We start from the raw sequence: 23,350 nt of genomic DNA on the forward strand, positions 1-23,350 counted from the left end.
TTGAAGAAGGTGGACCAGATGTTCGTGTTGAACATGGCGGCATACAACCTCGTGCGCATGCGATCACTGGCACAAATCCGCTTATAAGTGGCGGAAAGCGTGGCAAGGAGGTCAGAAGTCGGCCTCAAGCCGCCGAAAGAACGTTGAATTCGCGTTGAGATTGCACAATGCGAAAGTTTGCGACTGGCGGGCGCGTACATCGAGGCGCACCGCTTCCGCCGGGGATGTATTTCCGCAACCTGCTAAGGCAGGTAACTACGTGCGCGGACCGCAGCCGCCGAAATATCGTGACCCGAAAACCGGCGCGACGTGGTCCGGTCGTGGCACCGCACCGGCGTGGCTCGCAGGCGCGAAGGACCGGTCGAAGTTTTTGATTGAAAAGGCAGAACCTGCAGCGAAGACGGCCAAGGCGCCGGCAGCGAAGAAGACCGCTGCAAAAAAGAACACTGCAACGAGGAAGGCTGCTGTCAAGAAGATATCCGCGAAGGCGGCGGCATCGCCGTCACGGAAAGCTGCACCGAAGAACGGCGCAGCGGCGAAATTACCTGTCGTCCGAAAAGCCCGTGCGCCGAAGCTGGTGGTGAAATCAACGGCGCCTGTCGAAGTTGCCGCACCTGCGGCGGCTACCGAAGTTGCGAGCACGGCCGCTGCAGCCTAAGTGGCATGCACCGGGCTCCGGAAGCCTGCTTCCAGCCCGGTGCAGCGCTTGTTACTCGTGGCGGGGACCGCTTGAATACATTCACGGTTGCTGGCATTGACGTGGGCGGTGAGAAGAAGGGCTGCCATCGTGTCGAACGCGAAGGGCGTGCGGAAAGGGAACCTGCGCGTCAACGTATCTTTTCCTTCGCCACGCCAACCCGAAAGCGGGCGGATAAGAATTCGGGCCGCTTCTACCGGTGGATGTTCAACGGAGAAGCCGTTTACCAAGTCCGCTTCCCTTAAACGCGTATTGACGTAATACCGTGCCGCCCTGTGGGATGATGTTGTAGGCGACTTACCTCGCGTTATGTCCCAATGCAGTTGTCACGAGGGCAATAACAGCTATGGACTCGAGCAACGAATTTCCCTATTTCGCGTACGGCTCCAACATGTCGGTACGGCGCCTTGTCGCGAGGCTGCCGTCAGCGAGGGTTGTCACCACGGGGTTCGTGACTGGCTACAAACTCGCGTTCGACAAATTGAGTAAAAGGGACGGCTCGGGAAAGTGCGATTGTGAGCACACGGGAAACGTCCGTGACAGAGTCTATGGCGTCATTTTCTCGGCGGTGCATGGCGAACGGGAGGCGCTCGACACATTTGAAGGCGCGGGTAAGGGTTACGAGCCTTTGAGTGTCCGGGTTGAGACCGCGACTGGTGGAGTGTATGCACTGACCTACGTCGCTACGAAAAAGCAGCCTGGTCTCCAGCCATACCACTGGTACAAACAGCATGTACTGGTGGGCGCGAGGGAGGCGAACTTGCCTGAGGACTACGTGCGAGCCATCGAAGCTGTTGTCGCTATCGACGATCCTGATTCAGCTCGAACCGAGACGGAGCTTCGGGCTTACTCGGCTACTTGACCGACCGGCTCTACCTGGCAGGATTCCTTTGCCACTCACTACATCTGGTGGCTCGCAAAAACGCGCGTTACTGCGGCAAACTCCAATTCACCGACGGTCTTGTCGATATCGTCCAATTCCTCCTCATCCCTTTCCGAGCGGTGGCCGACGTGGGAATCCCGCCATATTGCTCAACTGGGCCAGCTCATTGGCCGCCTCGCGCAGCAGACCCGAGTATTCGTGAATCTTCTCGGTCGTTAGTCGTACCCGAGGACCGGCCAGGCTGATGACGCCGACGCAGCGTGAGCCGCTCACCACGGGCGTCGCCACTGCCGACATGCGCGGGGCAAACACCTCGTCGATCATCGCGTAGCCACGCACACGCGCAGCATGCACGAAGCCCAGCAGCGCTTTTAGCGTGGTCGGCGCATTGGGTCCGAACTCATTCGGCTGTCCGAAGCCTTGCTTCAAGACTAGCGACGCTGCCTGTTCATCGGTCATCGTCATGAGCCATGCGTGTCCGGTCGACGTGCATGAAAGTCGTGCCGCCTGGCCCATGTCGGGATCGTAGCGGAAGCCAGTGCGTTGTCCGTCCGCCTTCCCGACCCAGATGATCGCTTCGCCATCCACCAGCGACAGTCGCGCGAGTTCGCCAGTCTGCGCAGCGACGCGTTCGATGATCGGCTGGGCGATATCTGCGATGCCCGTGAGGCTCAGGAATTCGAGTCCGTTCGACGTCATGCGCATTGTCAGGATGTAGCGGCTGTGATCGACCAGTTGCCTGACATATCCGCCTTCAACGAGTTCGGCGAGCAGGCGGTGGCACGTGCTGCGCGGCAGAGACAAGGCATCGGCAATGGCCACGAGGCCTGCACCTTCGCCTTGCGAGGCGAGCAGATCGAGAATTTTCAGGCCGTTTCTAAGCGACATCTTTCGCTAGATTCCATAATATGAAATGCAGTTCCGGTGCGGAACGCCCCGCCTGTACAGCGCAAACAATAGCACCTGTTCGTCGCCAGAAACGAACGCTTCAACATATCGAGAATTCAGGAGACAACATGTCATTTTTTGCTGATTCGGACCTTGCCGCGGAAGGACGGTCTGCGCAGGCTCACTTGATGGCGCGTCGGGCAGTAGCAGGCGCAACCGTCGGTACAGCGCTCGAATGGTTCGATTTCGCGCTGTATGGCGTGGTCGCGGCCACGATCTTTCCCAAGCTGTTTTTCCCGTCGCTCGACCCGACCGCTTCGCTGCTCGCGTCGCTCGCAAGTTTCTGGGCAGGGTTGGCGGCACGCCCGCTCGGCGCGGTGATTTGCGGGATGCTCGGTGACCGTTGGGGACGTCGCAAACTGATGCTGATCACCGTGTCGGTGATGGGTGCGTCGTCGTTTCTGATGGGGTTGCTGCCCACTTACCACCAGGTTGGTATCCTCGCGCCGACGTTGCTGGTGTCGCTACGCATCATTCAGGGTTTCGCGCTTGGCGGCGAATCGACGGGCGCGCAACTGATGGCGGTGGAGCATGCGTCTGCTAACCGACGTGGCTGGTATTCAGGTCTGCTTGGCATCTGTTCACCGCTCAGCCAGATTCTCGCCAATTTCTCGCTCTTTACGCTGGCCGCGTTGCTTTCGTCGGACGACTTCGATACCTGGGGCTGGCGAGTCCCTTTTCTCGCGAGCTTTGTTTTGGTGCTGCTGGGCATCTACATCCGCAGGAAGGTTAGCGAGACACCGGCCTTCGAGGTGCTCAAGAGAACGGGCGCGTCCACACGTGCCGCCAATCCGCTCGGCACCGTCTTCACATATCACTGGCGCACCGCGCTGCGTCTGACGCTGTTCTTCTGCGGCCCGGCCGCGCTGTTTTATCTGATCGTGGTCTTCTCGCTCAGCTACCTGACGAAACATCTAGGCGTACCGAAGCAGACCGGTTTCATGCTGCTGATGGTCGCGAATGTCTGCGCCATCGTGGGCGCGCTGGCGGGCGGCTATCTGAGCGATCGGATCGGACGCAAACGTGCGCTGATGATCGGTTCGTCCTGCACGCTAATCTGCTGCCTGATTTACTTTCCGATCCTCAACCACAACTCGATCGCCATGACGATGGCAGTCATGGGCGCGTTCCTCGGCTTCACACAGTTCCAGAGCGGCATCCAGCCGGTCTGGTTCGCCGAGTCATTCCCGACTGAGGCGCGCTACACGGGGTCCGCACTGTCGTATTCGGGAGCCAACCTGCTCACCGGCGGCCCGATGCCAATCGTCGCCGTGGCGCTGCTCAATGCCTTTAACGGTTCCCCGTGGGCCATCGTCGCGGTTTGCGGCTCGCTGAACCTGATCTCCTTCCTGATGATCGCAATATCCCGGGAAACCAAAGACACGGTCCTGGAACGCTCTTCTACACATTGACACCATGACTCGCAAACTCTACATCCTCAACGGCTCCAACCTGAACATGCTGGGCGCGAGGGAGCCGCATCTTTATGGCACCACCACGCTGAGGGACATAGAACAGAACTGCCTCACGCTAGCCGACGCACTCAAGTTCGACTGCGTATTTCGTCAAACGAACAGCGAAAGCGAACTGATCGACTGGATTCAGGAAGCGTTCCTGCAGGACGCCGCGCTGATCATCAATCCGGCCGGCTTTTCGTTCGGCCGGATTCCGGTGCTCGACGCAGTAAAGCTCATCCGCCGGCCAGTAGTGGAATTGCATATCACCAACATCCACCAACGCTCGGAGGAATATCGTCACTCGACGATTTCGGTGGCGGCTACTGCGGTAATTTGCGGGGCTGGCGCAAACGGGTACTTGCTAGCGATCCGCGCGATTGACGATCTGTGGGGCAAACAGACTTGAGCCGGCTCCACTATTTATGAAGCACGCGGGCTCCTCGAGGTTCTGATGTGATGGACGACTCCCGCCCTTCGGGGCTCGGCATCTGCCAAAGTGGAGAAGTCGTGACTTCCACGGCAAAGGAGCGTTCATCATGATCAAGAATTCCGATGCGCCCGCGGTCTGGAATGCGGTCCTGTCGATTCGATAAGATATCCTTACTGCTCAAAATAATCGACCATAACGCCTATTTGCAACAGAGCAAAGCGTGCTTTCCCGTGGGGAAAGGCTGGGGCGCGGGCGGCGCGGTCACAACTTTGTTTTTGCGAGCCCCTGACAGGTGCCGGTCTAGATCTGCAGTCGCTCGAGAACTTCGAGGAAGAGCAGCACGGCAATGAGAATGCCGATCCATCTTACCGTCAGTCTGAGGTTCAGGAGCGTCGGTCCCAGCGAACTCACGGCATCCGCGACGACCTTCGCCGCTCCCTCCGGGTCGCCACTCGCCGCGGAGCCACGCAATGAAGCCGTTGAAAAGTCGATCCGTAGATGGGTGACATAGCCAGTCGCTATGTTCGGCCATTCGATCGTGTCGTCGCTTTCGTCGGGATGGAGAAAGAGCCGTGGCTGGCGTGCCGGGTCAGCCGAGGGATCTTCGGACGTGTAGAGGTGCCGCATTGCCAGCCCCAACTCTACTGCGCCAAGCTGGCCGTCGGAGATTGCCTTCGCCAGCACCTGCAGGCAGGCGGGGGGAATGTGGCAGGCAAGCCACCACTGATCGCGTTCTCCGGTCTCGTCATCTGCGGGATTGAAGCCCAGCCGGGCGGTGCCGAGCGCCACATCGGACATCGAGTTGCCCAGTTCGTCTTCCAATGCGCGCAAGCCAAGCCGGTCGGCCGTGCTGACGTCGCGGGCTTCAAAGGTCACCTGAAGCATCCGTGTCGCTTGCTGAGGAAAGCCAATGATCGAAAGCTCCTGGCCGTCGAGATGCGCCACGCCGTGGAGCGACGTGGACAGTACCGGCTGCCGGTCTTGATCCAGCGGCTCTACGAGTTGCTGCGCCACCTGAAGCTGTTCCAGCTTCAACCACATGGACATGGTGGGGTAGTACGTCCGATTCCCGCTATCCAACTCGACAAGTTCAAGAGCGTGATCCTTCCGTTTGACGAGATTCACCACCGCTCTCTTTTCCAGAAAATCCATGTCCCACCCCCGCCGCTAAGTACGCCAAGTGCCTCGCCGGTATGAAACCAGGAGATGAGTGCCGTCCGTCTGACCGCGTGATCGAGAAGCGTCTGCGGTTTTCGCATTTGCGCGCAGGACGTGAATACGCGGGATTCTACCCATCCGAAAGTTTGCCGCTCTATGCCACAGGGCACATAAGGACGACGTTTCAATCCTCTGATTTATTCGACGAGCCAGGTCGATTGCGCTCGCCGACATGCAACGGAGCAGTGTTGACGATGAAATGAAAATGAAAGCAATGACGCTGCGCCAGCGTTCCACTTCCATACCGGAATCGCTGCATGAGGCGTCGCTTGTGTTGGCGAGGACACACTCCATCGACCGTCAGGACCACTGCCGCACAACGCACTGGGTTTGCCCTACTGCAAGTGTAGGGAGGTGACCCATCGCAGGCTCCGCTGCCCATATCCAGAATCCACATACGGGTCAGTGTGACGATCGCATCAGCCCGCCATTGCAGTTGAGCGTGACGTTCAGCGCGTAACGCGCTGCTTGACCCCAAGGACGGAGGTCATATGTTCAGCATCCGCATGTGTCGCAATAGCGTGGCAGCACTGCTGTGCATGATGTTTGCGATCCCCTCGTTTTCCCAGTCGTTCATGGTTCAATGCCCGCCGACAACACCGTCCCACCCGACGGCGCTGGCGGCGGGCGCCGGCGAACCGCCGTACACGGGACCGTCCTTCACCGGCCAGACCTCGGCATCGACGGGTGTCGTCAACGGTGCGATCAAGTGCCAGCAGATTTCGGGCGGCGACGGTTACGCGACGATGGCCAACGGCGTGCAGACCTATCTGTTCGCTTTCGGACCGCTGTCCGGTCTCGCCGACATCAAGGCGGGCCTGCCCGGCACGCAGTTCGCCTCGGTGTTCAACACCGTCGGCGATCCCAGAACGGATCCGACTTACAACGGCGCGGTCGGTCTCACGCCCGATCCGGAATCCACGCCGCCTGGTCAACTCACCGGCCATGTCGACCCGCGGCCGATCATGGACGTCGGCGTGATGAATGGCAACGAGCCCGCGCCGATGATGGCGATCGACGAGGACGACGAGTTCTTCCTCACGCTCACCAACGTCGGCATGATCATGCGGCCCGACCTGTTCGAGAAGCATACGGTGCACTTCCACGGCTATCCGAATGCCTCGTCGTTCTACGACGGCGTGCCGGACGCGTCGGTCGCGATCAACATCGGCGCGAGCTTCACGTACTACTACCTCGCGCCGGATGCGGGCACCTACTTCTGGCACTGCCACATCACACCGCCGGAGCACCTGCAGATGGGCATGGTCGGCCAGATCTTCGTGCGGCCGCGTCAGAACCGGGTGCCCGCGGGCCAGTCGCTGTACCAGTCGCTGGTGTTGCAGCAGCAGGATCTGCGCACGCGGTGCGGCACCGACATTCTGTGCACGACGCCGCTGCCGCCCCAGAACGGCGTGCTGCATGCGAACAACCTGAGCGGGGCGCCCACGCTCTACGCCTACAACGACGGCGATGGGTCGACCGCCTACGACGTCGAGTATCCGGTGCAGATCCATGGCTTCGACCCGAACTTCCACTTCGTCGGCATGACGTTCAATCCGGAACCGTTCACCGACATGAAAGACAAGTTTTTCATGCTGAATGGCCGCAGCTATCCCGACACGGTGAATTCGAATCCGCTTTCGACGCCCGCGTCGGACGGCGTGCCGCGCTTCTCGCAACCGCTCCCATCTCTGATCAATATCCCTGTCGGAGGCAAGGTGCTGCTGCGAATCTCCGATCTCGACGTCACCGAATATCAGACGCTCGCCTCGCTCGGCATCCCGATGCACGTGGTCGCCGTCAATGCGCGGCTGCTGCGCGACATGGCCGGCAACGACATGACCTACTACACGAACTCGATCACGCTCGGCGGCGGGGAGTCGCTCGATCTGATCCTCGACGCCAGCGACACGACGAAGTATCAGTCAGGGCAGGTCTTCTACCTGTACACGCCGAATCTGGATCATCTGGCGAACGACCAGGAAAACTTCGGAGGCCTGATGACCGAGGTGCACATCTGCAGGTCGGTGGACCCCAGGACGAAGGTCTGCGCGCTATGAAACGCCGCTTGCACGCGATAAAAACGGTTCACGGCTGGCCTGCCGTGGACTCGGCCAGGAAGTCCTGCACTTAGGAGAAGAGCCGTGGGACACATCACTTACCGCATAGGGATCGCGACCCTCGCGCGCCTCGGACGGCTTGCACGGTTCGGCGTGGCGGCGCTCGCGGCGCTCTTCTACATGCAGGTGCATGCGGCCGCGCCTGGCATCACGGGCACGCATTTCGATCTGCGCGCCGAGGCGAGTCGCATCAGCCAGCCCGACGGCAATAGCGTTTATTCATGGGGCTACGGCTGCAACACCGCGCCGGCCGGATTTTCGCCGCCCAACATTGCCGGTGCGAATTGCCCGACCATGCAGATTCCCGGCCCGACGCTGATCGTCAACCAGGGCGACATCGTCACGGTGACACTCACCAACAATCTGCCGGCGGCGGCGGGCAATACGTCGATTCTCTTTCCCGGGTTCGATGTCTGCATGGGCACCATCGATCCGACGACGAAACTCTGCTCCGGCGCGCCAACGGGCGTGCAGGGGCTGCTCACGCGCGAGGCGTCCCATACCGTCACGGTCACCTACAGCTTCATTGCCGCCACGCCCGGGACGCACGCCTACTACAGCGGCACGCAGGGCGATCTGCAGATCGAGATGGGGATGTTTGGCGCGGTCATCGTATTGCCGACGTCGTCGCCCGGTACGGTCGCCGTGCCGACCGGCTGTAACCCGATCGGCGGAACACGCAAGCTGCTGGACGGCCAGCCCGACTTCCGCAACGCCGCCGCGGCCTACAATCACAGCGCAGCGTGCTACGACCGCGAATATCTCTTCCAGTTTTCCGAAATGGATCCGCGCATTCATGCCCAGGCGGAGCAGCAGGCCAGCAACGCGTGCACGAATCCGACCGGCTGCATGACGGTTGAGACGGAGCCCTATCACCCGGCGTACTTCATGGTGAACGGACGCTCGATGCCGGACGACATGGACCCGAACTACGCGGCGCAATATCCGAATCAGCCATACAACGGCAACCCGCACATGCACCCCGGCGAGATGGTGCTGCTGCGGATCATCGGCACGGGCCGCTGGCAGCATCCGTTCCACGAGCACGGCAATCACGTGCGCGTGCTCGCGCGCGACGGCAACATGCTGCTCGCAAAGACGGACGCGACCAAGGTAGCCGGCCCGCTGCTGTTCACGACCACGACGACACCGGGCCTTGCGATGGACGGGATCTTCTACTGGACGGGCAGGGGGCTGAACTGGGACGTGTACGGGCACTACCCCGGCGACGGCAGCGTTTGTATCCCGGATGCAAACGGCTACTACACGCAGGATCCGACCGCACCGAACTACTACGAGTGGTGCGCGGATCACAACAAGGCGCTCGAAACGCATCCGTTCGGCAAGGTGGGGAGCGGCGGGCCCGTGACGTTGCCCGACTCGCACGTGCTGACCAACGGCTTCTGGTACGGCGGCAGCCCTTATCTCGGTCCCGATGCGACCATACGCGCGACCTCGCCTACGGGCACGACGCCGCCAAGCGGCACATCGGTGAATCCGCCGCAAACGGAAGCCGGCTTTGCATTCATGTGGCACTCGCACAACGAGCGCGAGATCACCACGAACAACATCTTCCCTGGCGGAATGATGATGATGATGCTCGTTGATCCGCAAGCGTTCCTGATCGACGAATCGAACTAGAGGCGGGGAGAACGGCGATGAGATCCACCACACTCAAAACAAATCTGTTAGGTATGCTTAAGGCGTCGATTGCGGCTTCCATATTGCTGAGCGCAAGCGGGATGGCATTCGCCCAGGCGTCCGTCACTCTGACTGCGAAGGCCACCACTGCCGTGATGTCCGACGGGCAGGCCGTGCCGATGTGGGGTTACAGCTGCACCGCGGCCGGTGCGCCTGCCACGTGTACGGCTGCGAACCCCGGGGCTGGAGCGAACTGGTCGCCTGTCGTCATCACGGTGCCGCCAGGGCCGCTCACGATCAATCTCAACAACAGCCTGCCGGGCTCCGTGCCGACCTCGCTCGTGATCGTCGGGCAGCTGGGCGGCGGTCTGGGCACGACGGCAACGAGCATGCCGAGCCCGACGCACCCCACCCAGACCGCGACCACATGGCCGACCGCCGCGCCTGCGCCCGGCGGCGCGACTTTTACGCCGCCGACGCAAGCGCCCCGCGTGCAGTCGTTCGCGACCGAAGTGGCGCACGGGAGCACCACAGCGCTCACGTGGAGCAACCTCAACCCCGGCACCTACCTGATCGAGTCGGGCACGCATCCGTCGATCCAGGGGCCGATGGGGCTTTATGGCGTACTGGTGGTGAGAACGGCGGCCAACGGCACGACGCCCGCGCAGGCGTATCCGGGTATCAGCTACGACACCGACGTGCCGCTCGTGCTGAGCGAAATCGATCCGGTGCAGAACACCGCGGTCGCCGCCGCGGTCGCGACCCCGGGCTTTAGCGAAACCATGGCCTGGTCCGGGCAGCCGGGCGGCTGCGGCGACTCGAAGTCGACCGCGTTCGGCACCTGCTATCCGCCCACAGTGAACTACGATCCGCGCTACTACCTGATCAACGGTGTCTCGTTCGACCGCACCAATCCGGGCGCTTCCACGTTTGCCGCGACGAGCGCCGCGACCACCGGGCCGGTGATGCTTCGCTTCGTCAACGCGGGTCTGCGCATGCACGTGCCGGCCGTGGTCGGCGCGCAAACGGGCACCACCCCGGTCTCCGGCTTCGCGTTGATCGCCGAGGACGGCAATGTACTGCCGGGCAATCCGCGGATTCAGTCGGAAGTGTTCATGGCGGCCGGCAAGACCTACGACGCGCTGGTCAACATGCCAGCGGCAACCGCTTCCGCGCTGCCGGTGTTCGACCGCGAACTGAGCTTGTCGACGAACAACGCACGTGACGGCGGCATGCAGGGTTACATCAGCGTGAACAACTCTACCGCGGCGTCCGCTGCCGCGGTGGCGAACGCTTCGGTCACCGGTTCCACGTATTTCTTCGTGCCCGGCAAGACGCTGACCGTGGCCGACCCGGCGAGAGGCGTAGCGGCGAAGGACGCCAACGTCTACGGCGTGCAGGTGAAGACGCCACCGACTGGCGGCTCCCTCACGCTGAACCCGGACGGCACGTTCGTGTACACACCGAATCAAGGCACGACGGCTGACAGCTTTGTGTACCAGGCAAACGGCAATCCGAACGCCGCGGCGACGGTGACGCTCACTGCGTGCACGACGGGCAACGGGTGTCAGTCCGGACCGCCCACGGCCGGCAATGCCGCCTATACGAGCAACATCGCCTCGCGGCTGCAGATCTCCGAGCCCGGTGTGCTCACGTATGCCAGCGATCCGAATGGACTGCAGCTTACCGCGACGCTGGTCGGCACCCCGACGGGCGGTTCGGTCACGCTGAATCCGGATGGCTCGTTCACGGCGAGCCCGGCGACAGCGCCTGCGGGCAGCGCGGCGTCCGCCAACGTGACGTTCCAGTATCAGGCGGTGAATGCGCAGAATACGGCGAGCAACACGGCGACCGTGACGGTGACGTTCAAGGGCGGCAGCGGACTCGTCGTCAACGTGCTGGATGCGCCCAGCACGCAGCCAGGCAAAACGCCGGTGAAGATCAGCGACTACCGCTGGATTATCGAGGAAGACCGTACCTTCCAGATCGATCCGGCCTGCCAGGTGAACTCGCCCACGCGTCCAGCGACGTGTCCGCCGCTGCCGGTGCCGAGCCTCGGCGCGAATTTCCACACGAGCTACATGCCGGTGGTGGCGGCGGGCTGTGTCGGCGTCGCCGCGTGTGAAGCGGGGCAGACGGTCTACGATCCGGCGAGCCAGACTCATAAGCCGGCCGTGTGCGACGTCGGCAACGGCGTGTGCCGGACCACGGCGGCGCAGCAGGTGCCGGTGGATCCGTCGCAGGTGGCGCTCGATCCGAAGAAGCGCTATTACATTTCGATCCTGCCGGGCAACGCGTACAACTCGTTCACGAACGGCGGTGGCGTTCCGCAGCCGGTCGATCCGACCAACCCCTCAGGTGCGCAGCGTCAGTTCGACATTTCCAAAGACTGTCCGACCGTCGCGAACTTCGCGCCGGGCACGGGCAAGTGCGGCAACGGCATGGGCGGCGCGCCGCTCGCCCCCGGACAGACCTCGGTCAACGTGTTGCTGGAGGAGTCGCCGTTCCCGACAGCAAAGGTTTCCGTGTTCGTGTTCGAAGACGATGCGCCGCTGAACGGCGAAGTGGACGTGAGCGGGGGCACCGACACCTTCGGCTCGGCCCGCGAGCCGGGGCTCGGCGGCTTTGAGATCAAGCTGTGGGACGACGCGGGCGGCAGCGGCCAGCCGACCGGACAGATGACCTACGACATGTTCAACATGCCGCTGTCCAATTCGCTGCAAGGCACGATCGATCCGGTCAGTGGTCTCAATGCGTGCCCGATTTCGACATCGACCGACGGCCTCGTCGGCATGATCCCGACTTGCCCGAAATACGAGTCGGACGGCAAGACGCTCTCGCCGCTCGTCGGCCAGGCCATCGTCGCCAACCTGATGCCGGGCAGGTACGGCATTATCGCGACGCCCGCGGCTGACCGCATCGCACGAGGCGAGGAGTGGCTGCAGACGAACACCCTGGACGGAGAGAAGGCCCACGACTCGTTCATCAAGATCGGCGGCCCGGCTTACTTCCAGGAATTCGGCCCGGCGGGCTTCCACGTGTCGATCGGGTTTGCGAATCCGAAGATCATCAACGCGCGGCTGCCATTGCTGTGCGCCACCTCGAGCTGCAACAACGGACTCAAGGGCCGGGTGACGAACCTGCACTACAGCCGTCCGCCTGACGAGCACCTCTATGGCAGCCAGTCGCGCAAGCCGTTGAGCTTCACGCAATGCTACGTGAGCGTCGGCGATCCGGACGGCGAAGACTACGCGCTCACCAAGTGCAACGCGGACGGCACGTTCAGCTTCACGGGCCTGCCTGCCGGCATTACCCGCATCACGGTGTTCGACCAGTGGAACGACCAGATCGTCGACGGGCTCGCGTCGGCCGTGACGCTCGGAGGCGGTGTGGTGACAGACGCCGGCGATATCGCGGTGCTTCAGTGGCAGACGAATCTCTATACGCGAACGTTCCTCGACACGAACGGCAACGGCGTGGGGGATTCGAGCAAGCCAGGTCTCGCGCTATTGTCGACCAACATTCGCTTCCGTGACGGCAGCTATTCGGATTTCAATGTCACGGACGGGAACGGCTATGCGTCGTTCAACGAAGAGTTCCCGCTGTTCAACTGGTACGTAGTCGATACCGACCAGACTCGCTTCAAGCAGACGGGCGTGCACGTCGTCTATGACGCGGGCGGTCCGCCCGACGGCACGCCGGGCGGCGGGACGTCGACCATTGCCGCGAACTTCGCCAACACGAAGGAAGCGATCCATCTGCCCACGAACCTGCGGGTGCCGGGCGCGGCGTACTGCAACGACGCGGACTGCAACGACCGCTCGGGCTCGAATCCATCGACCGGCCGGGTCGATCCGCCGTGGGTGACCACGATGGGCTGGCAAGGCTTCTCGGGTCAGAGCTCGTTCATCGAGTTCGGCAAGACGCAGTACGCGGCGAACGAGAATGGCGGCATCCACGGCGAAGTCGTCTATGCCTCCACGCGCCCGTTCGACGATCCCACGTTGCTGATTCACACGAAGTGGACGCCCGACGTGCCGAACGTCACGGTGAACCTGTACCAGGAAGGCACCGCGGCTGACGGCTCCACGAGCCTGAAGCTCGTCGACACGACGAAGACCGCGAGCTGGGACGACTGGTCCCAGGGCTTCCGTTCGGACGGCGTGCCGAACATGAACTGTCCGGGCCAGAGCACCAGCGATCCGTACTTCTTCACGCTGCAGAACACCAAAAACTGGCTCGACCCGCAGCAGCGTGCGCTGCCCAACAATTCGCAGTTCAAGTGCTATGACGGCATGCACGTGTTCAACCAGGTGCAGCCCGCGCCGTTCGACGGGATGTACCAGTTCCCGAGCGTGGCGGGCCGCGATCCGCATAGCGGCCTGCCGACCGGCACCAATTGCACGATCTGCCAGGCGAATCCCACGAAGGACGGCACGCAGATGCTGCCACCCGGCAAGTACGTGGTCGAGATCATCGTGCCGCCGGGCTACGAACTGGTGAAGGAGGAGGACAAGAACATCCTGATCGGCGACAACTACATTGCGCCGGTCACGCAGCAGTTCGGCGGCATCGGCGACATCTACATCCTGCCCGACCAGGCCGCGATGAACTCCACTTACAACCGGAACAACGCGCAGAACATGACCTCGAATCTCGGATCGACCCCGCACGCCGAAGGCGACACCGGCTCCGTCGAACGCTTCTGGCCGTGTGTTGGCGAACTGCGGATCGTGCCGGACTACATCAGCCTGTTCCCGGGTTCGCAGGAAGTCTCGCCGTTCGCGGGGGCTTCGAGGAATCTGTGCGACCGCAAGGAGGTGGAGCTCACCGACCAGAGCGCGGTGCTGGCGAAGTTCTGGATCTTTAGCTCGACGCACGTTGCCGCGCACTACACCGGCTTCATGCTGGACGACTTCTCGTCAGAGTTCGACCCGTATTCGCCGCAGTTCGGCGAGAAGTTCGCAGTGCCAAACGTGCCGGTGTCGTTCAAGGACTTCGCGGGCAACGAAATTTCGCGCACCTATTCGGACCAGTGGGGCATCTTCAACGGGCTGACCTATTCGACCTGGCAAGTGAATCCGCCGAATCCGACGGGCTATGCGCCGACGATGATGGTTGCCTGCATGAATGACCCGTACATGCCCGACCCGGCGCACTCGGGCCAAACCATCAAGGACCCGCTCTTCAACCCGGCATACAGCCAGTTCTGCTACGAGATTCCGTTCATGCCCGGACAGACGCAGTATATGGATACGCCGGTGGTGCCCGTCTCGGCCTTCGCGGATGCGTATAACCAGGTCGACTGCGCCTATCCGGACGGCACGCCGGGCATTGCCTCCGTGACCGGCGACGCGATTGCCGGCAACACATCCGCAGGCAGCAACGGCGGCGCGGGCCCGTGGGTCAGTGGACCCTTGAAGACGCTGACGATCACGTCGGTCGGCACGCAACAGGTGCCGAACCACGCGTACACGGGTCCGAGTGCCACCGCCGCGCCGTTCAACCAGAAGTTCATCACGCGCAACTACGGTTTCGGACAGCAACGCGGTGTCGTGACGATCGCGGGCATCCCTGCGCTGGTGACGGCGTGGAGCGACGCGAAGATCACGGTGGTCGTGCCGCCTCTGTTCGGCGCCGATGCGGCCTGCACGATGCAGCAGCGCGGGGTGGCGACGCCGACCCAGTGCGGCCAGCTCGTCGTCACCGCAGCCAGCGGCAAGCGCTCGATCGACGCGGTCACCGTTACCGTCGGCGGCAAGGCGCCCACCTACGTGGGTGGCGAGAACACGGCGGGCAATGCGATCCAGACGGCGATCGACCATGCGACCGCGGGCGACATGATCGTCGTCGGTCCGGGCACCTACAAGGAGATGCTGCTCATGTGGAAGCCGGTGCGTCTGCAGGGCGTGGGTGCCACGTCCGTAACGGTCGATGCCAACCCGCATCCGTCGGGCAAGCTCGACCCGTGGCGCAGGCAGGTAGGGTGCCTGTTCGGCGATGCGCTGAACGGCGGGCTGATCTCGGCGAGCAATCCGTATGATCCGACCGGCGGGTACAGTTGCCTCGCTTCGATGCAGCGCAAGATCGACGGGATCCCGTTCGAGCCGACCTCCGGCTGGGATTTCAACCTCAACGGCAACCTTGCGGAGACGCTGATCGAGCCGACGCTGATGGGCGCGTACGAAGGCGCGGCAATTACCGTGCTCGGCAAGGGCGTGAAGGACGTGCTCGTGGGCGGGGTGCTGACACAGGACCAGAACTGCGTGGCGAACGGTATCTGCACGCCGCTCACCAACAGTGCCGCGGACTGCACTACCTATCCGAGCAACTTCCTGTGCAACCCGTCGCGCATCGACGGCATGTCGTTCACGAACAGCTCGCAAGGCGGCGGCGGTATCTACCTGCATGGCTGGAACCACTACACGGAGGTGTCGAACAACCGCGTGTTCTCCAACGCGGGAACGCTCACGGGCGGCATCATCGTCGGCCAGGTCGAAGTGCCCGACGGCAACATCGCGGCGGATAACGTGACCCAGTTGGCGTTCCAGTACAACGTCCACGTGAACGTGCACAACAACCAGGTCACGTCGAACGCTTCCTATGGCGACGAAATCAATTCGACCACGCCGTCTTCGGCCGGAGGGGTGACGTTCTGCTCGGGCGCCGACTACTACAAGTTCAACTACAACTGGGTATGCGGCAACATCAGCAGCGGCGATGGCGGCGGCGTCGCGCACTTCGGCTTCAGCTACAACGGCGACCTGTCGCACAACTGGATCCTGTTCAATCAGAGCAACAACCCGACGCTGCCGACATACGGCGGCGGGCTGATCGTTCAGGGTGTGCCGCCCGACGGCACCTTCTGCGAGAACGCGACCACGGACGTCGACTGCGCGCCGCAGCTTTCGGATGGCGCGGGCCCGGGCATCACGATCGACGGCAACCTGATCGTCGGCAACACGGCGGAAAGCGGCAAGGGCGGCGGCCTGCGTCTGCAGAACGTCAACGGCACCGACGTGCAACGGAGTCCGAACGACAGCTCCAGGTGGTATCGCGTGAAGGTAACCAACAACATCATCGCGAACAACGTGGCGGGCTGGGCTGGCGGTGGCGTGTCGCTGCAGGATGCGGTGGCCGTGAGCTTCATCAACAACACGGTTATCTCCAACGACACGACAGCGACGGCCGGCGTGCTGTTCAACACAGCCGCCGCGAGCCAGGCCAACGTCGGGCCGCCGAACTGCACGAACTCAGGTTCGGAAACGACGTGCCAGCCGACTACGACGTCGCAGTACGAACCGGCCGGGCTCGAGACCGCGCGCCATACGCAGAACCTGGTGGCGGCATTCACCAGCCCGAACGTGACGTGTCCGGCAGGCAACCCGAGCTGCGCGAAGTTCTCCAACCCGGTGCTGACGAATGACCTGTTCTGGCAGAACCGCACGTTCTACATCACAGTGGGAGGACTGGATCCGGGCATCGCGGGGCTGCAGAACGTGGTCACGCTGAATCCGTCGCTGAATCAGGCCGGGCACGCCACGGGCTATTGCGATCCGAAGGCGGTCTACTGGGATATCGGCGCATTCGGCGACACCGGAGCCGCCAATCATGGGTCCGGTCTGACGATGAGCCCGCGGTACTCGATCCTGACCGACGTCGGCGACTATCCGAACGCGAACAACAGCGGATCGAATCCGGGCGTCGTGCATCAGTACTGCAACGGTGCGCGCATGCCGCCAGAGGCGGGGGGCATCGGCATCGCGGTGCCCCCGGGCATTGCGGACACGGTGCTGCCGAATCCGTTGTTCAGCCTGCTGCCGTCGGCGACGCCGGACGAGGGCAACAACTGGATCAACATGTCGTACGGTCCGCTGTCGCTGTTCAACGAGGCGAGCACAGGCGCGCAACTCAACGTGCTGCTCGGCAACTACACGATCCCTGGGACCTCGCCGGCGATCAACCATGCCACGGCGGCGGGTGCGCCGACTCACGACATCTTCGGCACGCCGCGGCCGCAGCTGGGTGGCTACGACATCGGCGCAGTCGAGTTCGTGAGGCCTGGCGTGTTCGCAGGGCAGCCGTACCCGCTTGCACTTGGGGTCAATAATCCGGTGACGCTGCTCGGATTGCTGCAGGGGATCTTGCCGAGCGCCGCGAACAGCGGAGGGCTGCCCGGCACCGGAGGCGCACAGGGCAACCAGGGCCAGCCCGCGCTGCCGGTGGTCACGCCGCCCGCACTCACTACGCCAGCGGGTGCGAAGACACTGGGAGCGCTGCCATGAGCAAGCGTTGCCACCGGCCGCCGCGGGCCGTGCTGATGGCCGGCACTGTCTGCCTCGCTGCAGCCGCGCTCGCACCGGCCGCGGGCGAAGCCGGTGCGAGCGCGGCGGCGAAGCAGTCGCCGTACTCGCCAGCAAGCCTGCCGCAGCGCGCGAAGGGCTACTACGAGCTGATGCAGGGCATCGACCACCTGAGCGTGCGCCGCACGGCATCGGGCAACCTGATCCGCTTCAGTTATCGCGTGACGGACCCGGTGGCGGCGCGGCCGCTCGGCGAAAAGACCGCGACTGCCGTAATGTTCGGGCGCACGAGCCATGCGTTGCTCGAAATCCCGGTGATGGACAAGGTCGGTGCGCTGCGCCAGAGCGGTCCGCTGGAAACCGGTCAGGAGTACTGGATGGTGTTCTCGAACAAGGGTGGTCTGATCAAGGCCGGGGAGCGCGTCGATGTATTCGTGGGGTCGTTCCACATCGACGGGCTAATAGTCGAATGATTGCGCAAGCGCTTTTCGTGCGCAGATGAAGAGGAGATGACTCATGAACCGCTTTCTTTCGCTGGCGATTCAGACCGCGTTGGTGGCGACGCTCCTCGCAAGCGCTCCCATTGCGCTCGCGGGGTCTTCTGCGGCAAGCGCCCAGACCGCGGGCGCGGCGCACATGAGCGCCGCGCAGATCGTCGACCGGAACGTCGCGGCGCGCGGCGGCCTGCAGGCGTGGCACGCGGTCAACGCGATGACGATGTCGGGGCAGCTCGAAGCGGGCGGCACGAAGAACACCAGGCTGCCCTTCGCGATGACGCTCAAGCGCCCGCGCAAGAGCCGCATCGAGGTCCGTTTCAACGACCAGACGGCATTCCAGGTCTACGACGGCGCGCAGGGCTGGAAGGTCAGGCCGTTCCTCGGCCGCAATGAAGTGGAGCCCTACACGGCAGCGGAGGCCAAAACGGCCGCATCGTGGGCCGAACTGGACGGTCCGCTTATGGACTATCCGGCGAAGGGCACGCGAATCGACGTGCTCGGCATGGAAATGGTCGAAGGCCACCGCGCGTATGTGCTGAAGCTGACGCTGAAAGACGGCACATCGCGCCGCGTATGGATCGATGCGGCCAGCTTTCTCGAACTGAAGATCGATGGCGATCCGCGCAAGCTCGACGGCAAGATGCACAACGTCGCCATCTTTTATCGCGATTACAGAAAGGAGGGCGGCCTCGTGATGCCACATACGCTCGAGACGGTTGTCGTCGGCGCGAGAGGCACGCACAAGCTGATCATCGACAAGGTCGCACTGAACCCGCAGGCAGACGACACGCTCTTTGCCAAGCCGCAGATCACGGTGGCGAAAGTGACGCACCCCGCGCCGGTCCTCGGCGCGAACCCGAGCCTGAGCCCGCGTCCGGCGGCGAGCACGAGCCCAGGCGCAAGTGCAAATGCGGGTGCGCACCCGAGTCCACGCCAGAGCGCAAGCCACTAGCCATTGGGTGCTCCCATGAGGTTGACGGCCATGAAACCAGTCGCAGTGTGGGTGCTCGCCGGCAGCGTTGCGGCGGTCGTCTTCGCGGGCGAGCAGATACCCGCGCAGGATCTGAGCGTGGATCAGATCGTCGAGAAGAACGTCGACGCGAGAGGTGGCCTTGATGCCTGGCGCAAAGTCCAGACCATGATCTGGTCCGGCCACGTGGATAGCGCCAATGCGCCTGCGCCGGATCTGCCGTTTGTCCTTGCCATGAAGCGCCCGAACAAGACGCGCTTCGAGGTTACCGTGTTCAACCAGAAGTCCGTGCGTGTATTCGACGGCAAACAAGGCTGGAAACTGGGCCCGAACGGCATGGGCAGCGCCACGCCGCGGCCGTACTCGATGGATGAGGCGACGTCCGCGCGCGACGAGCAGGTGATCGACGGGCTCTTGATCGACCACGTAGCGAAGGGCGTCACCGTCACACTCGAAGGTAAGGAACAGGTGGGAGGGCGCGATGCGTATCGCCTTGCCGCGAAGCTGCCTTCCGGCGTGATCCGCCATGTGTGGATCGACGCTCAAACGTTTCTCGACGTGCAGGTTGATCACCAGGTGCGCACGCCGCTTGGTCAGACGGTCGTCGTGGAGGTGAATTACAGCGACTTCAGGAGCGTCGAGGGGTTGCAAATACCGCTCGAGATCGAGAGCGGGGCAGTGGCGTCCGACAAAAAGGACAAGCTGACAATCGACAAGGTGTCACTCAACCCGGCGCTGGACGATGGAATCTTCACGAGGCCCGCGCCGCCGCAGATGCACCGCAAATCGATTTCGATCGACGTCGATGCCTCGCCGGCACTGCCTGGCGGACGTCCGTCGCCGTGACCATGAATCGCGCGGCAAGCGGGCCAGGAGGCCGCACACGGGCACCATCGCTGGCGGCGCGATGGCTTGCTTCATGCGCGTTGCTCGCCACGCTGATCATGCCCGTGCGCGAGGCACGTTGCGCGCCTGCGGCCCCTCCGGTCGCGGCGGCGAGCGCGGGGAAGGCTCTCTATCAGCACGGCGTGCTGGGTTCGGGCGAACCGCTCGAAGCGATGCACGACGGGGGCGTGCGGCTGCAAGGTGCGGCCGCGGCCTGTGTGAACTGTCATCGCCCCAGTGGGCTGGGCTCAAGGGAAGGGAACAGCAGCATCCCGCCAATCACCTGGCGCTACCTCGTCGAGCCGCGCGCACAGAACCCGGAAGATGCCGACTTGCCGTATGTGCCAGGGATGCGTGCCGAACGTGAACCGTATACGGAGGTGACGATCGCACGAGCCATTCGCGAAGGCATCGACTCCGAAGGCAAGCCGCTCAGCAGCCTGATGCCGCAGTACGCGCTGAACGACGCCGATATGCAGGCGCTGACCGGCTATCTGAAACAGCTCGACCGGCGCAGGGCGACGGGCGTAACGGACACCGTGCTGCACTTCGCGACGATCATCACCCCCGATGCCGACCCGGTGAAACGCGCGGGCATGCTCGATGTGCTCACGCACTACTTCGCCGACAAGAACGTCTTTCCGCTCGGTGCGGTGCCGCCGTTGCGTTCGTCGCGCAAGATGATGTTCATGGTGAATCGTCGCTGGGAACTGCACGTGTGGGAGCTCAAAGGTCCGCCGGATACCTGGCGTGAGCAGCTTGCGCAGTTTCAGGCCCGGCAGCCCGTGTTCGCAGTGTTGTCGGGTCTCGGCGGAAAAAACTGGTCGCCGATTCACGACTTCTGCGAGCAGGAGGCCGTGCCGTGCCTCTTTCCCAACGTGGAGGTGCCGATCGAACACGATCGCGACTTCTATTCGGTGTACTTCTCGAAAGGCGTGCTGCTCGAGTCCGAGCTGATCGCGGCGCGTATTGTCGACGAAGCTGGCGCGCCGCAGGCTCAAGGAACGAAAGAGGCGAAAGCGCCGACGCATGTCTGGCAGGTTTATCGTGCGGGAGACAATGGCGAACGCGGGGCGCAGGCGCTCGCCACGGCACTGGCGGCTCACGGCATTGCGGTATCGAATCACGCGCTCGCCCCCGGCGAGGGCATCGCAAGTGCGATGCGTGGAATCCAGCGCTCGGACGTGCTCGTGTTGTGGCTGCGTCCGCCCGACGTCGCAGCGCTCGCGCGAATCCCGCCAGCGACGCATACGGTGTTCATGTCGGGCCTCATGGGAGGGCTGGATAGCACACCCCTGCCGACGAGTTGGCGGGGCGTCACGCGCCTTGCATACCCGTTCGATTTGCCGGAAGGGCGGCGCGTGCGCGTCGACTACGCGTTCGGCTGGTTCTCGATCAGACAGATTCCGATGGTGGCTCCCCAAGTGCAGGCCGACACCTATCTTGCATGCGGCCTGCTCGCTGAGACGCTGAGCCATATGGTCGATGCGTTCGTGAGGGACTATCTGGTGGAGCGGATTCAGGACATGCTCGAACGCCGCATCCTGACGGGTTACTATCCGCGCCTGACGCTGGCGCCGGGGCAGACATTCGCGTCCAAGGGCGGCTATATCGTCCGCTTTGCCGGGCCGGACCACATCAAGCTCGTAGCCGATGGGAACTGGATCGTGCCGTGAGGTCGGTTGCGTGTTGCATGCGCGTGTCATGTATCTGCACACTCTCGACGTAAGGCTGGAATGACTCATATGCGACGCGTCTATTTTCTGTTGCCCACCACACAGCGTGCGCGGGCGGTTGTCAGCGAACTGCTTATGCATCGAGTCGAGTGGCGGCATATGCATGTCATCGCCAACGAGAATGTGTCGATCGACGGCTTGCCGCAGGCATCGCTCGCGCAACGCAGCGATCTGCTTGCTTCGCTGGCGCGAGGCGCGGCGGCAGGCTGTGCGACCGGATTGCTGGCGGCGCTGATTGCCCTTGTCTGTCCGCCCGAAGGCGTGCAGATCGCCGGCGGCACCGTGGTGATCCTCACACTTGCAGGCGCGGGATTCGGCGCCGGGGTAGCGGCGATAATCGGCGTCGAAATGCGAAATACCCGATTGAAGCGCTTCGAAGAAGCGATCCTCCGCGGCGAGCTTTTGATGATGATCGATGTCCCGAAGGAGCGCGTGGAGGAGGTCGAGCAGATGGTCAAGCTTCACTGTGCCCAGGCGCACAGCGAGGGAACGGGCAAGACCATTCCCTTGTTCCGGTGACGTGCGCCGGCTCGGAGTCGACAACGGAGGGAGAGCATAGGACGCAGCACCCCTGCAAGTGTTCGCGTTCTATGTAGCTGAGGGCGTTCGGCCGACTGAACTGGTCCCCAGTCGGCCGGTTCGCTATTCACAGTTTGGAGCGCGCAATCAGGCGATCAGCTGGCCGCGAGAAGTTGCTTGTAGCGCGCCAGCACGCGCGGAACGTACAGACGTGTTTCCGGCAGCGACGGCACACGATAGCCGGCGCGAATCACCGCATTCTCACCGGCGTTGTAGGCGGCCAGCGTGAGTTCGACATCGTCCTTGAACAGATCGAGAAGAAAGCGCAGATAGCGGGCGCCGGCCAGCACGTTGTCTCGTGGATTGAACATGTCGCCTTGCGAGAATCGCGCGGCGGTGTCCGGCATCAACTGCATCAATCCCAGCGCGCCTTTGTCCGAAACCGCCTTCGGGTTGTATCCTGACTCGATGTCGATCACTGCGCGAAGCAGTTCGGGTTGAACGCGAAAGGAGCGGCTCGCCTCATCTATCACGTCCGCGTACAAGGGGGAATCGGCGCCGCCGGGTGGCTTGCGAGACCGGCCCCTGGCGCCTGGTGCGGCAATCGGTTCGCCCGCAACGATCACCTTCAATCCGGGCTTGCCCCGCACGTTCGTCAGAACGATCGCTCCGTTGCTGTCGACCGCGCCAAAAATTTGCGCGCAGGCCGCTTCCGGCAACACCGCACCGAGCATCGCGAATGCAGCAATGATCGCGTTTCCGAAGCTGGATGACGGGTGGCAATGCATCGTTTTTTCTCCTGCACCTGAATTGTGGTGGAAGAAAAAACGGCTCGGCAATGGGGCACCTCCCTACACTTTGAGATGCGAAAGAGCGGCCAAAAAGCACATTGCAAAAACTTAACATTCGAAACAAATGGTAAGAGACGGTAATCAACGGAAACAACTCAGCCGTCATGCGCAGCGCCTTGATTCTTCTCACTGGATGCAATTTTTATGGACTAGTTTTCACCCAATGATAAAAATGAACGGGTCTCCCGCTATCCA

General features: G+C 62.8%; 15 protein-coding genes. 12 read left to right on the forward strand and 3 right to left on the reverse strand.

Features of this window, described 5'->3' with window-relative positions; all coding sequences use genetic code 11:
* The first annotated feature begins 259 nt into the window (after positions 1-259).
* Both M3I54_RS44970 and M3I54_RS35755 read left to right on the forward strand, forming a co-directional pair.
* Positions 260-658 carry an H-NS family nucleoid-associated regulatory protein gene (locus tag M3I54_RS44970; RefSeq protein WP_375542269.1) on the forward strand — a complete coding sequence of 133 codons (399 nt, stop codon included), beginning with the start codon at positions 260-262 and terminating at the stop codon, positions 656-658.
* Between the two features lie 385 nt (positions 659-1,043).
* On the forward strand, positions 1,044-1,559 hold the full coding sequence (locus tag M3I54_RS35755; protein ID WP_254344317.1) for a gamma-glutamylcyclotransferase family protein: 516 nt from the start codon (positions 1,044-1,046) through the stop codon (positions 1,557-1,559).
* Positions 1,560-1,682: 123 nt separating this feature from the next.
* Here M3I54_RS35755 and M3I54_RS35760 read toward each other — a convergent pair whose 3' ends face one another.
* Positions 1,683-2,468: an IclR family transcriptional regulator gene (locus tag M3I54_RS35760; RefSeq protein ID WP_254344319.1), complete on the reverse strand. Its 786-nt coding sequence runs from the start codon at positions 2,466-2,468 to the stop codon at positions 1,683-1,685.
* A 188-nt stretch (positions 2,469-2,656) separates the two neighbouring features.
* On the opposite strand from M3I54_RS35760, the gene M3I54_RS35765 reads away from it, so the two are divergent.
* Positions 2,657-3,940: an MFS transporter gene (locus tag M3I54_RS35765; protein ID WP_254344360.1), complete on the forward strand. Its 1,284-nt coding sequence runs from the start codon at positions 2,657-2,659 to the stop codon at positions 3,938-3,940.
* Positions 3,941-3,944: 4 nt separating this feature from the next.
* Positions 3,945-4,391: a type II 3-dehydroquinate dehydratase gene (locus M3I54_RS35770; protein ID WP_254344321.1), complete on the forward strand. Its 447-nt coding sequence runs from the start codon at positions 3,945-3,947 to the stop codon at positions 4,389-4,391.
* Between the two features lie 324 nt (positions 4,392-4,715).
* Here M3I54_RS35770 and M3I54_RS35775 read toward each other — a convergent pair whose 3' ends face one another.
* Complete coding sequence (locus M3I54_RS35775) at positions 4,716-5,567, reverse strand: hypothetical protein (RefSeq protein ID WP_254344324.1); 852 nt, start codon at positions 5,565-5,567, stop codon at positions 4,716-4,718.
* Positions 5,568-6,124: 557 nt separating this feature from the next.
* On the opposite strand from M3I54_RS35775, the gene M3I54_RS35780 reads away from it, so the two are divergent.
* From M3I54_RS35780 to M3I54_RS35815, 8 genes are all read left to right on the forward strand, one after another.
* Positions 6,125-7,693: a multicopper oxidase domain-containing protein gene (locus tag M3I54_RS35780; RefSeq protein ID WP_254344326.1), complete on the forward strand. Its 1,569-nt coding sequence runs from the start codon at positions 6,125-6,127 to the stop codon at positions 7,691-7,693.
* Positions 7,694-7,777: 84 nt separating this feature from the next.
* Positions 7,778-9,394 carry a multicopper oxidase domain-containing protein gene (locus M3I54_RS35785; protein ID WP_375542270.1) on the forward strand — a complete coding sequence of 539 codons (1,617 nt, stop codon included), beginning with the start codon at positions 7,778-7,780 and terminating at the stop codon, positions 9,392-9,394.
* 17 nt (positions 9,395-9,411) lie between these two features.
* A complete protein-coding gene (locus tag M3I54_RS35790; RefSeq protein ID WP_254344328.1) occupies positions 9,412-17,679 on the forward strand; it encodes an Ig-like domain-containing protein in 8,268 nt (2,755 codons plus the stop codon).
* Positions 17,676-18,170: a hypothetical protein gene (locus M3I54_RS35795; RefSeq protein ID WP_254344330.1), complete on the forward strand. Its 495-nt coding sequence runs from the start codon at positions 17,676-17,678 to the stop codon at positions 18,168-18,170. The genes M3I54_RS35790 and M3I54_RS35795 overlap by 4 nt, the downstream gene beginning before the upstream one ends.
* Before the next feature lie 43 nt (positions 18,171-18,213).
* Entirely contained in the window at positions 18,214-19,146 is a 933-nt protein-coding gene (locus M3I54_RS35800; RefSeq protein ID WP_254344333.1) for an outer membrane lipoprotein-sorting protein, read from the forward strand.
* Positions 19,147-19,176: 30 nt separating this feature from the next.
* On the forward strand, positions 19,177-20,010 hold the full coding sequence (locus M3I54_RS35805) for a hypothetical protein (protein WP_254344335.1): 834 nt from the start codon (positions 19,177-19,179) through the stop codon (positions 20,008-20,010).
* Positions 20,011-20,012: 2 nt separating this feature from the next.
* Entirely contained in the window at positions 20,013-21,725 is a 1,713-nt protein-coding gene (locus M3I54_RS35810; RefSeq protein ID WP_375542273.1) for a c-type cytochrome, read from the forward strand.
* A 69-nt stretch (positions 21,726-21,794) separates the two neighbouring features.
* Entirely contained in the window at positions 21,795-22,304 is a 510-nt protein-coding gene (locus M3I54_RS35815; protein ID WP_254344336.1) for a DUF1269 domain-containing protein, read from the forward strand.
* Positions 22,305-22,459: 155 nt separating this feature from the next.
* On the opposite strand, the gene M3I54_RS35820 is transcribed toward M3I54_RS35815, so the two are convergent.
* Entirely contained in the window at positions 22,460-23,092 is a 633-nt protein-coding gene (locus M3I54_RS35820; RefSeq protein ID WP_254344338.1) for a lytic transglycosylase domain-containing protein, read from the reverse strand.
* Positions 23,093-23,350: the final 258 nt, after the last annotated feature.

Source organism: Paraburkholderia sp. CNPSo 3274 (genome assembly GCF_024206475.1).
GTDB lineage: Bacteria > Pseudomonadota > Gammaproteobacteria > Burkholderiales > Burkholderiaceae > Paraburkholderia.